This is a genomic window from Streptosporangiales bacterium (assembly GCA_009379955.1).
GTDB lineage: Bacteria > Actinomycetota > Actinomycetes > Streptosporangiales > WHST01 > WHST01.
Genome location: WHST01000060.1, coordinates 1 through 12,460 on the forward strand (window position 1 = coordinate 1; position 12,460 = coordinate 12,460).

The 12,460-nt window shown below is 71.4% G+C and carries 13 protein-coding genes; 7 read left to right on the plus strand and 6 right to left on the minus strand.

The features are described from left to right. Positions 1 to 308: 308 nt before the first annotated feature. Positions 309 to 1,181, minus strand: coding sequence for a mycothiol conjugate amidase Mca (gene mca, locus GEV10_18010; GenBank protein ID MQA80348.1), 873 nt, complete (start codon positions 1,179 to 1,181; stop codon positions 309 to 311). Between the two features lie 327 nt (positions 1,182 to 1,508). Here mca and greA point away from each other — a divergent pair, with 327 nt between their 5' ends. The 3 genes from greA (at position 1,509) to GEV10_18025 (ending at position 2,957) form a co-directional block, all read left to right on the plus strand. Further along, complete coding sequence (gene greA / locus GEV10_18015; protein MQA80349.1) at positions 1,509 to 1,994, plus strand: transcription elongation factor GreA; 486 nt, start codon at positions 1,509 to 1,511, stop codon at positions 1,992 to 1,994. A 73-nt stretch (positions 1,995 to 2,067) separates the two neighbouring features. Next, positions 2,068 to 2,766, plus strand: coding sequence for a hypothetical protein (locus tag GEV10_18020; protein MQA80350.1), 699 nt, complete (start codon positions 2,068 to 2,070; stop codon positions 2,764 to 2,766). Further along, positions 2,763 to 2,957, plus strand: coding sequence for a hypothetical protein (locus GEV10_18025; GenBank protein MQA80351.1), 195 nt, complete (start codon positions 2,763 to 2,765; stop codon positions 2,955 to 2,957). Before GEV10_18020 ends, GEV10_18025 begins: the two co-directional genes overlap by 4 nt. A gap of 36 nt (positions 2,958 to 2,993) precedes the next feature. Here the strand turns inward: GEV10_18025 and GEV10_18030 are convergent, their stop codons facing one another. Continuing rightward, positions 2,994 to 4,175 carry a helix-turn-helix domain-containing protein gene (locus tag GEV10_18030; GenBank protein MQA80352.1) on the minus strand — a complete coding sequence of 394 codons (1,182 nt, stop codon included), beginning with the start codon at positions 4,173 to 4,175 and terminating at the stop codon, positions 2,994 to 2,996. Positions 4,176 to 4,646: 471 nt separating this feature from the next. Then, positions 4,647 to 5,123, minus strand: a complete 477-nt coding sequence (locus GEV10_18035) for a winged helix-turn-helix transcriptional regulator (protein ID MQA80353.1) — start codon at positions 5,121 to 5,123, stop codon at positions 4,647 to 4,649. 145 nt (positions 5,124 to 5,268) lie between these two features. On the opposite strand from GEV10_18035, the gene hppD reads away from it, so the two are divergent. Together hppD and GEV10_18045 are read left to right on the plus strand one after the other, a co-directional pair. Further along, entirely contained in the window at positions 5,269 to 6,417 is a 1,149-nt protein-coding gene (gene hppD, locus GEV10_18040; protein MQA80354.1) for a 4-hydroxyphenylpyruvate dioxygenase, read from the plus strand. A gap of 51 nt (positions 6,418 to 6,468) precedes the next feature. Beyond that, the gene (locus GEV10_18045; protein ID MQA80355.1) at positions 6,469 to 7,179 is read left to right on the plus strand and encodes a hypothetical protein; all 711 of its coding nucleotides are present in this window, start codon (positions 6,469 to 6,471) and stop codon (positions 7,177 to 7,179) included. 13 nt (positions 7,180 to 7,192) lie between these two features. Here the strand turns inward: GEV10_18045 and GEV10_18050 are convergent, their stop codons facing one another. Beyond that, positions 7,193 to 8,995 (minus strand): DUF2207 domain-containing protein, encoded by a 1,803-nt coding sequence (locus GEV10_18050; GenBank protein MQA80356.1) that lies wholly within the window; start codon positions 8,993 to 8,995, stop codon positions 7,193 to 7,195. Positions 8,996 to 9,042: 47 nt separating this feature from the next. On the opposite strand from GEV10_18050, the gene GEV10_18055 reads away from it, so the two are divergent. Beyond that, positions 9,043 to 9,912, plus strand: a complete 870-nt coding sequence (locus GEV10_18055) for an acyl-CoA thioesterase II (GenBank protein ID MQA80357.1) — start codon at positions 9,043 to 9,045, stop codon at positions 9,910 to 9,912. 4 nt (positions 9,913 to 9,916) lie between these two features. Here GEV10_18055 and GEV10_18060 read toward each other — a convergent pair whose 3' ends face one another. After that, positions 9,917 to 10,828 (minus strand): ROK family protein, encoded by a 912-nt coding sequence (locus tag GEV10_18060; protein ID MQA80358.1) that lies wholly within the window; start codon positions 10,826 to 10,828, stop codon positions 9,917 to 9,919. Positions 10,829 to 10,868: 40 nt separating this feature from the next. Beyond that, on the minus strand, positions 10,869 to 11,810 hold the full coding sequence (locus GEV10_18065) for a carbohydrate kinase (GenBank protein MQA80359.1): 942 nt from the start codon (positions 11,808 to 11,810) through the stop codon (positions 10,869 to 10,871). 111 nt (positions 11,811 to 11,921) lie between these two features. Between GEV10_18065 and GEV10_18070 the strand changes: the two genes are divergently transcribed. Continuing rightward, positions 11,922 to 12,455, plus strand: coding sequence for a hypothetical protein (locus tag GEV10_18070; protein MQA80360.1), 534 nt, complete (start codon positions 11,922 to 11,924; stop codon positions 12,453 to 12,455). Positions 12,456 to 12,460: the final 5 nt, after the last annotated feature.

Genomic DNA, 12,460 nt, shown 5'->3' on the forward strand with positions numbered 1-12,460 from the left:
AACCTGGTCAAGGTCGGAGCGCTGGCAGCGTGAAGAGCCCCACCGGGATGAATCATGCCCACCTGACCGGTCACCGATAGCCGCCCAACCGTCTGCCGAGGTCGCCGTCACGACCCCACAGGGTTTTTCAGGTCGAAGTACCTAACGCCGGTCGTCGCGCGTGCCGTCGACGTCGACGCGGCGCAGGTGCTTGTTCATCGACCTGATGAGGAAGAACAGGGCGAGGCCGAGCAGCGCGAACACCGCGAAGCCCAGGAGTCCGGGGGACGCGACGTACCTCGACACGGCGACTGCCCCGACCGCGGTGATCAGGTCCACGTTGGTGCCTCCCGGCTGTCACGTACGCCACCGAACAGGTCGTCCTCCGGTGGCTGCACGTCTATCCGCGTACGTGCGAGGAAGTAGTCCTCCGTGGGCCAGGCTACCCGCTGCACGTCGAGCGGCACCGCGAACCAGTGCCCGTTCGGGTCGATCTGGGTCGCGTGCGCGAGCAGCGCCCGGTCGCGTACGTCGAGGTAGTCGGCGCAGTCGACCCTGGTCGTGACGGGGAGCTTCGGCCGGTCGTCGTCGACCCACTCGGCCAGCCGCTCGCCGTACGGCGACTCCAGCCCGCGGCGCTCCATCTCGCGGTGCAGGGCCTCGAACCGCGCCAGGTGGAAGGACACGTTGTAGTAGAGCTTCAGCGGCTGCCACGGCTCGCCGGAGCCCGGGTAGCGCGCGGGGTCGCCGGCCGCCTCGAACGCCTCGACCGACACGCGGTGGCACATGATGTGGTCGGGGTGCGGGTAGCCGCCGTTCTCGTCGTACGTGGTGATCACGTGCGGACGCAGCCGCCGGACGAGGCGGACCAGCGGCTCCGTCGCCGCCTCGAGGGGCTGCAGCGCGAAGCAGCCGTCGGGCAACGGCGGCAGCGGGTCGCCCTCGGGCAGGCCGGAGTCGACGAAGCCGAGCCACTCGTGCCCGACGCCGAGCTCGTCGATGGCGCGCTTCATCTCGTCGTTCCGGATCCGCGGCAGGTCGGCCTGGACCGCGGGATCGCCCTGTAGCGCCGGGTTGAGGATGTCGCCTCGCTCCCCGCCCGTACAGGTGGCGACGACGACCTCGGCGCCCTCCGCGACGTACCTGGCGAGGGTCGCGGCGCCCTTGCTCGACTCGTCGTCGGGGTGGGCGTGGACGGCCAGCAGCCGCAGACCGGCCGAGGGACGGGGCCGGCCGTTCTGACCGGCGACAGGTCGGGGCACGGAACGTAGTCCTCCAGTTTCGCTTGGACGTACGGCATACTTACAGGTCACAATTGTCGCTGAACACGAGACCACCTCGATCGGAGACCCGCAGACCGTGAGCAGCCTTCGACCGTTCGCCACCGGTTGCGCACAGCGCCGCCGGTTGGTGGCAGTCGGCTGCCTGGTGGACGGTCGCACTTCGACGCGCTGGCGCTGAGCCGCGCGGGTCGCTCGTTCTTTCCCTCTTTACCCGCATTGATTCCCCCGTACCCAAGGAGGCCTGTCGTGATCGAGAGCAGCGTCAACTGGCTCACCCAAGAGGCCTACGACCGCCTCAAGGAGGAGCTCGATCACATGACCGGGCCCGGTCGTGTCGAGCTGGCGAAGAAGATCGAAGCCGCGCGCGACGAGGGCGACCTGCGGGAGAACGGTGGCTACCACGCCGCCAAGGAGGAGCAGGGCAAGGCGGAGGGACGGATCCGCCAGCTGCAGGACCTCCTGCGCAACGCCCAGGTCGGCCAGGCGCCCGCCGACGACGGCGTCGTCGAGCCCGGTATGCAGGTCACGGTGGCCTTCCCTGACGGCGACGAGATGTCGTTCCTGCTCGGCTCACGCGAGGTCGCGGCCGACGGCATCGAGGCGTACTCGGAGAGGTCGCCACTCGGTTCCGCGATCCACGGCAAGAAGGTCGGCGACAAGGCGAAGTACACCCTGCCGGGCGGCGGCGAGATGGCGGTCAAGATCGTCTCCGCCACCCCGTACGCGGCCTAGTCGGCCGCGCCTCCAGTGCCCGGCGGCGACCACGTCGTTGCGCCGCACGGCTTGTTGCGGCACGATGCCCGAGGTGACGGCGCTGGGGGATCTGCAGGCCAGTGCGCTCGCCGTCCGCGATCAACTCGAGGCCGTTGAGCGTGCCGTGGCCGAGCTCGACTTCGACACCGCCGACCTCGCCACCCGGTTTGCGGCGCTGGGCAACGAGCGGGTGACGCAGCGCCTAGACCAGGAAGCACGGCTGCGGCTCGCCTCGATCCGCGAACAGGTGGCGGCCGCCAGGGTCGCGTTGGACGAGTATGTTGCCGCGTGCGAGCAGGCGAAGGGCGCAGGCAGGGCGACACCAGCGACGGCTGGGTCGTCTGCGCCCGTCGCCTCCGCTGCCGGGAGTGCAGAGCAACCTCGGTTGCGTAACGCTCAGAGGGCGAGCGTCGACGGGCGGAAGTTCACGGCGTACTCGATGGACCCCGCGAACGCGAACAACGACGGCAAGTGGATCGCGTGGGAGGAGCTCGGGTATGACCTCGGCCAGGGCCGGCAGGTGGCCGCTGACGATGTGCAGCGGCAGCTGCGGGCGCAACTCCCGGACGCGGCCGTCTCAGGCGTCGTTGAGACGCGACACGGGCCGCGGCACAGTACCCGCACGACGGTGGTCGGCCCGAACGGGCGGACCGGGACGCTGGTGTCAGTCTGGCAGTACGACCACGACTCGGACGAGCCGCGGATGATCACGCACTGGCTGGAAGTGCACACCGAGAAGGGGGAACGATGAAGGTCAAGGAAGGCAGCCGCGTCCGCCTCCTGGTCGAGACGACCGGCATCGAAGGCACCGTCGTCCCCGCCGGCACTGTGGGCACGGTCGTCGACGACGCGCACGCACCCGACGAGTACGCCGTCGACGTCAAGGTCGACGGGCAGTTCGACAACGTCGCCGTCACCGGCGGCCAGGTCGAGCCGGTGTGACGCCGAGCGGTGGCGGGCCGCTCGGCATCGTGGTGCTCAGTCGGGGCGGTGCAGGGCGCGCAGGGCCTCACGGTACTCGTTGGTGGGTCCCTCGTGCGGGTACCGCTTCTGCAGCTCGGAGTCGAGTTCGCCGGCGACGAGCAGCAGGCTCGGTAGGGACCGTCGGCGGTGGCCGTTGATGCCCTTCAACCCCATGTCGACGGCAGCGTCGAGGTCCCCGTCGCGGCTCGCGATGGTGGCGAGGGTGAGCCGGGCTTCGGCGACGCGCATCGGGGCGCGCTCGATCCCGTCGGGGGTGATACAGGTGTCGAGGACGATGCCGGCGTACTCGCGGGCGTGCGGTTCGTCGCCGGACAGGCGGTACGCGTCCATCGCGTAGAACGCCCACTTGTCGGGGTCGACGACGAAGTGGTGGTCGGTGCGCTGCGGGCGCGGGAGGCTTGCGAGAATCTCCCGGCCGAGCTCGAGGTCTGCGGTCAGGCCTTCGACGTCGCCCAGGCGGGCGCGGGCCTTCGCCTCTTGGGCGATGAGCTGAACGTGCACGGAGTGTCCGCGGTCGGTGACCCGGCCAGCGTCTGACGCGGCAAGGACGTCGCGGTAGCGGCCCTGGGTGAGCGCGAACCAGGCGGCCATCTCCCAGGACCAGCCGGTGATCTCGGCGTGCCCGGCCTCGTCGCCGATCTGCTTCGCCGCGGCGCGGGTCGACTCGGCGGCGGCGCGCATGCCCATGTCGTACTCCAGGCACCCGATGAGCAGCGCGAGCCACCCGGCGTTGACGAGCAGCTCGGTGTGCTCGCGGAGCCCGACGGGCTTCTTGAGCAGCCGGCCGACGTGGTTCAGCCATCCGTGCGCCTCGGAGCGGAGGTCGGCGGCGTCGCGGTACGGGTACTCGCAGCACAGCTCGTTGACGGTGGCGGCCAGCATGTCGAGCGTGCCGGGCGTGGTGTCAGACGCCTGGATGCGGGAGATCAGCTCGGCGGTCTGCCACGGCGTCGCGTCCCGCGAGGCCATCGCGTCGAGGTGCGCGGCCGCGATCAGGTCCCCGCGGGCGCCGAGCGCGTCGTCACAAAGCCGGGCGAGGTCCTCGTTCGGTCGTTTGTTCCCGCGCTCGAGGTTCGACAGGTACCCCTTGGAGTAGTGCAGCTGGTCGGCGAGCGCGCTCAGCGACAGGCCCCGCGCTGTGCGGAGCTCACGCAGCTGCGCGCCGAACGTCGCCATGGTCTCCCGTGTTGCCCGCGTATCCCGCTCGTCTTAGGCAACGGTAACCCCTCGCGCCAGGGTCGGCGCCGCCCGCAGGCTAACGGGCATGAAGCGGGATCTGACCTGGTGGTGAACGATCAAGGGGGCGGCAGCGGTGAGCGAGGACAGGGCGATACCCGAGGAGCGGGACGAGGACGAGCGGTGTGAGCCGCACGACAACCGGCTCCCCTGCCCGATGTGCCTCGCGGAGAAGTACCAGGTGCGGGTCTGGAACTCGATCTGAGCTTGCTCGGCGGGACAAGGATTGGACCCCTCGGACCCGTCGAGCTAGCGCGGTGCCCCGGTCGTGCGCCCCGAGGCCGGGGCACTGCGTAACCACAAGGTAGACGCCCTCGCGGATGCCTATCGTCGCTCGTCCACAGGGCGTATCCCGGGCGCCATTGACGTCGTTGGGTGGTGCAGACACCCGACTAGGCCTAGGTCCCCCGGTCAGCGGCGATCGTCCGCGACGGTCGCCGCCACCAGGGGCAGGGTGCGGTAGGGCACCGGCGTCGACATGGCGATCACGGTCGACATCCGTACGATGCCGTCGAATCCCAGCACCTGGTCGATGACCTGCTGGAGGTCGGCGTTGTTGCGCGCGACGATCCGGCAGAGCAGGTCGCCCGGCCCGGTGATCGTGTGCACCTCGAGCACCTCGGGGATCCACGCCAGGTGGTCGGCGACCTGGTGGCCGCTGCCCTGGCGGATCTCCAGGGTGGCGAACGCCGTCACCTGGTAGCCGATCGCGGCGGGCTCCACCCGCGGCCCGAAGCCGCTCACGACGCCGTCGCGCACCAGCCGGTCGAGCCGGGCCTGGACGGTGCCCCGCGCCACGCCGAGCCGTCGCGAGCACTCGAGGACGCCGAGCCTCGGCTCGTCGTCGAGGAGCGCGAGCAGGCGCGCGTCGAGAGCGTCGATGGTCACCTGTTGCTCCTCCTGAGCACCCTGGACAGATCGTCCCTTGACCGCGGGTTCTCGCTATACACATTGACCAGCCTATCGTGGCGGTGTTGAACACTTCGACCTCCTGGCGCATGCTGCGGATCAACCGCGCATCAGGGAGGCCGCAATGGAACACGCAGGCGACGTCGACACCCTCATCGGGGCCACCGGGAGCGACGCGCCGGACGACCCGTTCCCGATCAAGGGGATGGACGCGATCGGCTTCGCCGTCGGCAACGCCAAGCAGGCGGCGCACTACTACTCGACCGCGTTCGGCATGCGTTGTGTCGCCTACAGCGGCCCGGAGACGGGTAACCGCGACTACGCGTCCTACGTGCTCGAGTCCGGCAAGGCGCGGTTCGTCCTCACCGCCCCGACGCACTCGGGCACGCCGCTCGGCGCGCACCATCGGCGCCACGGTGACGGCGTCGTCGACCTCGCGCTCCAGGTACCCGACGTCGAGCGCGCGTACGCCCACGCGGTCGAGGCGGGTGCCCGCGGACTCGAGCGGCCCGAGGTGCGCGAGGACGACCATGGCAAGGTCGTGACCGCCGCGATCGCGACGTACGGCGAGACCCGGCACACCCTCGTCGACCGGTCGAACTACTCCGGCGCGTACCTGCCCGGCTACGTCGCGCGCGAGCCGATCGTCGCCCCGCCGGAGAAGCGGTACTTCCAGGCCGTCGACCACTGCGTCGGCAACGTCGAGCTCGGCCGGATGGACGAGTGGGTCGAGTTCTACCACCGGGTCATGGGCTTCACTAACATGTTGGAGTTCGTCGGCGACGACATCGCGACCGAGTACTCCGCGCTGATGAGCAAGGTGGTCGCGAACGGCAACCGGCGGGTGAAGTTCCCGCTCAACGAGCCCGCCGTCGGCAAGAAGAAGAGTCAGATCGACGAGTACCTCGAGTTCTACGGCGGCGCCGGCTGCCAGCACATCGCCATCGCCACCAACGACATCGTGCGCTCCGTCCGCGAGATGCGCGCCGCGGGCGTGGACTTCCTGCGCACGCCCGACACGTACTACGACGACCTCGGCAACTGGGTCGGCGAGACCCGCGTGCCGCTCGATGTCCTGCGCGAGCTCGGCATCCTCGCCGACCGCGACGAGGACGGCTACCTCCTGCAGATCTTCACCTCGCCGGCGCAGGACCGACCCACGGTGTTCTTCGAGCTGATCGAGCGCCACGGTTCGATGGGCTTCGGCAAGGGCAACTTCAAGGCCCTGTTCGAGGCGATCGAGCGCGAGCAGGAGCGCCGCGGCAACCTCTGACCGGGTGCGTGCCGGCGCCGATCACGGGGTGGCGCCGGCACGCTCCGCCCGATGGGGCGCGTACGGCAGGATGGACCCATGCAGGAGAGGGAGACCCCGGAAGCCGAGCCCGCCCGGCAGGCGGAGCCCACCGGACCGCCACCGCCGCTCTACGGCACGCGCGAGTCCGCGGCCGGTCTGCCGTCCTCGCCGGTGCTCGGTTCACCTGGCGGCTACGGACCCCCGCCGGCGGGTCCTGAGGGACTCGCACGACCCGGGCAACGGCTGCTCGCCCGGTTGCTCGACGTCGCGGTCGTCGGCTTCGCGCTCGTGATCGTCCAGATCCCGATGTGGCTCGTCATCATGCAGCGCGACCCGCGGCTCCGCCGGGTCATCCAGGACTACGTGCAGGGGCCTGCCACCGAGGCGCAGCTGCTCGCCGTCCAGCAGGCGATGCTGCCGTGGGTCACGCTGTCCGGGTTCGTCGTGCTCGTGATCTGGTTCCTGTACGAGGTGCCGTCGACCGCGCGCCGCGGGCAGACGCTCGGCAAGGCGGCCGTGGGCATCACGGTCGCGTCGAGCCGGCTGACGCCCAGGCTCGGGTGGCGCGCGGCGATCCTCCGCTGGCTCGTCCTCGGGCTGCCGAGCCTCTTCGGCATCGTCGGCCTGATGTTCCAGGCGGTCGACTCCGGCTGGATGCTGTGGGACCGCAACCGCCGGCAGACCCTGCACGACAAGGCCGCGGGCACCGAGGTCGCGCGCGTCGTCCGCCGGCCGCGCTGATCCGCCGACGACGTCACCAGGAGCCGCCGCCACCTCCGCCGCCCCCGCCGCCGGAGGACCCACCCCCACCGCCGCTGAAGCCGCTCGAGCCCGACCCGCCAGGCGTCGAGGCCATGACACCGCTGGTCGACGTGGAGAACGAGGTCATCGTCTGGCCGAAGCGGTGCGCGTCCCAGCCGTTGTACATGCCGAACCAGTACATGCTGCCGCCGCGACGACCGTCGTACTGCTCGGACTCCAGCTGCGCGAACGCTGCGGTCCACTGGTTGGTCTGCCCGAACGCCATGGCGTACGGCAGGTAGCGCGACATGATCTCGTCGCGGCTCCCCTCTGGCAGACGAGAGAAGTCGAGTGCGGCCATCTCGTCACGGAACGCCTGCACCTGCGCGTGGGCCTGCGCGCCCGCGACGGTCTTCGCGGGGATGAGGCGCGCACCGTAGACGATCCCGCCGCCGAGCAGCACAAGGGCGACCGCGCCCGTGCCGAAGGGCGTGTGGCCCCCCTGAGCGATGCTCATCAGGACGATCAGGCCGATGCCGCCGACGACGCCGCCGAGCACCCACCACAGCGTCTTGACCGTGCGGGGCTTGCGGCTCGTGAACCAGCCGCGCTGTGCCATGTCGGAGTACATCAGGTCCTTGATCGAACCGAGGGTGCTGGCGAACTTGTTCTTGAGATCCGACATGCGCACACGGTCGGGCTTGCCGAGGAAGAGCGCGTCGAAGAACCGGCGTTCGTAGGGCAGGAACTCCGGACCCGGCGCCCTCAGCATGCGCAGGCCCCAGTCGCCGTCGGGCAGCTCGTCGATCACGAGGTAGCCGCGGACGGCGAGGTCGACGATCGTCGCCGTGACGTCGATGGTGTCGGCCTTGTCGTCGTCGAGCGTGCCGACCTGGCCGGGACGCAGCCCGCCCGGCGGCGCGAACGTGACCGAACCGTCCGGCTGCTGCCGCAGCACTCCCGAACCCGAAGCGGGCGCGGCACTCGAGGCGTCGGCGGCGTGCTCACGCCGCTTGCGGCGCAGCAGGAGCCACAGCAGGACGGCAGCAGCCGCGGCCAGGACGACCCCCGCGACGTTGGCGATCCCGGGGCCGAAGTCGGTGCGCCACGACGGACGCTCCGTCAGGATGGGCGTCGCAGTCGCGCTGCCCTTCGGCATGCCCACCACGACGGTGAACGCCTCGTCGGCGTCGAGCGAGTCAGCGCTGAACGACGCCGTGTCCGCGCTCCTGGTCTTGGTGGCGCACGAGCTCTTCGACCCCTGCTCGCCGGCGTAGCACTCGACCCTGGTCACGTCGTCGCCCGGCGTCTCGACCGTGGCGGTGGCGCTGTCGATCGGCGCGTCGAAGCCGGTACCGAGGACGTTCCAGTACAGCTCGACGTGGTCGGAGAAGCCGTTCAGCACGCCCTCGACCCGGTAGGAGATCGTGTACCTCTGCTGGCCGGAGGTGGTGTCGCCGGCGTCGCCGATCCTGATCCGCGTGGAGGTGTCGCCCTCGTCGATCGAGAGGTCGTCGGGAGCGCCGGTGGGGCTCGACACCTTGATGTCGTCGACCGGGTAGTGCCGGTAGTTGTACCTGTCGTAGTCCATCCGCGTGACGAGGTCGCGGTAGAAGCCGTGCTTGTCGGTGGACGTGCCGAAGTCGTAGTCGACGGTCTCCTCGACGGTCATCGACCCGTCGTCGCCGACCCGCATGCTGACGTCGTACGACGTGATGCGCTCGCCGACGTCCCGCGCGGTCGCCTGCGGCGCGAAGGTCAGCACCGCGACGGCGGCGACACCCGCCGCGGCGCACCTGCGTAGTAGCCGTCTCATCGGCGATTAGCCTAGTGCCGTCCACCTGCACCGTGGGGAGCGATCACATGCCGCAGTCGGTCGAGGAGCTCGTGGCTCTGCTCGAGCTCGAGGAGATCGAGCAGGGCCTGTACCGCGGGCGTCAGCCGCGTACTGAGCTGCAACGGGTCTTCGGCGGCCAGGTGGCGGGGCAGGCACTCGCCGCCTGCACGAAGACGGTGCCCGAGGAGCGGCACGTGCACTCGCTGCACAGCTACTTCCTGCGGCCCGGCGATCCGACGGTGCCGATCGTCTACGACGTCGAGCACATCCGCGACGGCGGGTCGTTCAGCAGCCGCCGGGTGGTGGCGCGCCAGCACGGCCGGGTCATCTTCTACCTGACCGCGTCGTTCCAGGTGGCCGAGCCCGGACCCGACCACCAGGACGTCATGCCCGACGTGACTCCGCCGGAGGAGGCACCGCCGCTCGGCGAGGTGCTGGCGGCGGCGACCGGCCGGTCGGCGGCGCAGTTCGAGCACGAGTGGGCCGCGCTCGACGTCAGGTACGCGGGCGACTCCCGACCGGGCGGCGCGCTGCACGACCCGGACCATCCCGCGCTGGCGCGCGTCTGGCTGCGCGCGTCCGCCCCGCTCCCCGACGACGTCCGGCTGCACGCCTGCGTCCTCACGTACGCGAGCGACCTGACCCTGCTCGCCGTCGCACTCGTGCCGCACGGTCTGGTGCTCGGGGCGAAGGGCCTGCAGACGGCGTCGCTCGACCATGCGTTGTGGTTCCACCGGCCGTTCCGCGCCGACGAGTGGCTGCTCTACGACCAGGTGTCCCCGTCGGCGAGCGGCGCGCGCGGCCTCGCGATCGGCCGCCTGTTCCGCCGCGACGGCACCCTGGTCGCGACCGTCGCCCAGGAGGGCCTGACCCGCCTCGTCACCCCGCGCGAGTAATGGGTCAGTCGCCGTTCCAGTAGGTGTCGCCCTCGAGGACGAGGCCGGCGGCGCCGACCAGGCCCGCCTGCTGCCCGAGCGCGGCGGGGACCATGCGTACCTTCTGGGTGAACTCCATGCCGGCGTGGGCGCGAAAGGCGTCCTCGGCCGGGTCGAAGAGCAGCGGGCCCGCCTGGGAGAGGCCGCCGCCGACGGCCACGACGTCGATGTCGCAGAGTGCCGTGGCGGACGCGACGGCACGGCCGAGTGCCACGCCGCCGCGGCGCAGAGCGGCGGCCGCCACCTCGTGACCGCGAGCCGCGTCGACGGACAGGTCGCGCGCGGTGGGGCTGCGCCGCTGGCCCTCCCGCCAGTCGCGCTCCTGCGCCCACCGGACGAGCGCGGGACCGGCGGCGACCGCCTCCAGGCAGCCCTTGCCGCCGCAGACGCAGTCGGGTCCTTCCGGGTCGACGACGATGTGACCGACGTGGCCGGCGTTGCCGCTCGACCCGTTGACGAGCCGACCGCCGAGCACGAGACCGCCGCCCACGCCGGTCGAGACGACGATGCCGAGCATGTCGGCGACCCCCTGACCCGCGCCGCGCCAGTGCTCGCCGATGGCCATCGTCACGGCGTCGTTGTGCAGCCGCACGACCGCGCGCGGGAACTTCTCGGCCAGCATCTTGCGCAACGGGAACGCCTGCCACGCCGTGATGTTCAGCGGCGACACCTCGCCGGTGGGCCAGGTCATCGGGCCGCTGCAGCCGACTCCGACGCCGGCCAGCCCGCGCCGCGGTCCGTGCGTGGCGACCACCCGGTCGACCAGCGCCTCGAGCGTGCGCCACATCGTGTCGCCGGTGACCCGGCGCCCGCGCGGCGTGGGCTCGCGGTCGGAGACGATGACACGTCCGCGCCGGTCGACGACGGCCACGGCCATCTTCGTCCCCCCGACGTCGATGGCCAGGACCGGACGCGTGTCACCCACGGAGCTCCTCCACACCAGCGTCGATCTCGTGCCGCCACGGCGGGTCGGCACCTGCACGTCCACACGTCACGGCGGCGACGGTCGACGCGTACCGCAAGGAGGCCGCGAGCGCATCGGCGGAGAGCTCGGCGAGACGGCTGCGGTCGAGGGCGTCGCGCTCGGCCAGGGCGCCGAGCAGCCCCGCCATGAACGAGTCGCCCGCGCCGACCGTGTCGACCACCTCCACCCGTACCGCCGGCACCGTGACCTCGTCACCGCCGACGAGTCCGGTCACTCCGTCGGCCCCGCGCGTCACGACGACCACCGCGGGGCCGAGCCCGACCCAGCGGCGCGCGGACGCGAGCGGCGCCTCGTCCGGGTACAGCCAGGCGAGGTCCTCGTCGCTCGCGCGCACGACGTCGCTCGTCGCGACCCACCGCTCCATCCTCTCGCGGTACGCCTCCCTGCCCACGTCGAGGGCGGGGCGGACGTTGGGGTCGAACGACCTGACCGTGCGCGGCGCCGCGGTACGCACCAGCGCGTCGTACACCGACGCCGCGGGCTCGAGCACCGCGGCGAGGGAGCCGACGTGGACGGCGGTGCAGCCGTCGGGGAGCACCGGCCGACCCTCGGGCGGCCAGGAGAAGCCGCTCGTGCCGGCGAGGTAGAAGGCGTACGTGGCCGCGCCGTCGTCGCCCATCGTCACCACGGCGAGGGTCGACGGCTCGGTCGCCTCGACGACGTGGTCGAGCCGCACGCCAGACTCGGCGAGTCGCGCGCGGACGGCCTGCCCGAACGCGTCCACGGACAGCCGGGAGAGGAAGGCCGTCTTGTGCCCCAGCCGCGCCAGGGCGAGCGCGGTGTTGGCGGGACTGCCGCCCGGCAGCGCGCGCCAGGACCCGTCGTCCGCCTGCGGCACGAGGTCGATGAGCGCTTCCCCGCCAACCACGATCATGTCGAGCATTCTCGCCCATCCCAGGAGCGCCACGCGGGCCACCGTCCGCGCCCGGACGTGCGCGGGAGGCTACGGTGTGTGTCGCACCGACGTCGAGGGAGGCGAGCCCGCGTGTTTCTGGACAATCTGCTGCTCTGGGTGCACATCGCGGCGGCCATCTTCTGCCTCGGCCCGGTCACCCTCGCCACGTCCTTCACGCCGCGCTACGTCAGGAACGGCGACGCGTCCGTCGTGCGGTTCCTGCTCCTGACGACACGCATCTTCGGCCTGCTCACGCTGCTCGTCTTCCTCACCGGTCTCGCACTCGGCCGCGACGAGCTCGGCCGGCCGTGGCTCACGGTCGCGATGACGCTGTTCATCGTCGCGTTCGCCCTGCTGTTCGCCATCGTCCAGCGCGACCAGGCGGCGGCGCTCAAGGTCCTCACCCCGGAGCCCGAGGAGCCCGCGCCGCCGGCGGCCGACGACGCCGAGGCCGCGACCGACACCGAGCGCGCACCGGCGGCCACATCGTCGACGTCGACGAAGGAGTCGGCGTCCGCGCGGGGCGCGAGCGTGCAGACCGGGCGCATCGCGGCGTTCTCCGGGGTCATCGCGCTGCTGTGGCTGGTGATCCTCGTCTTCATGGTCTGGCAGCCCGGAGGCTGACACCG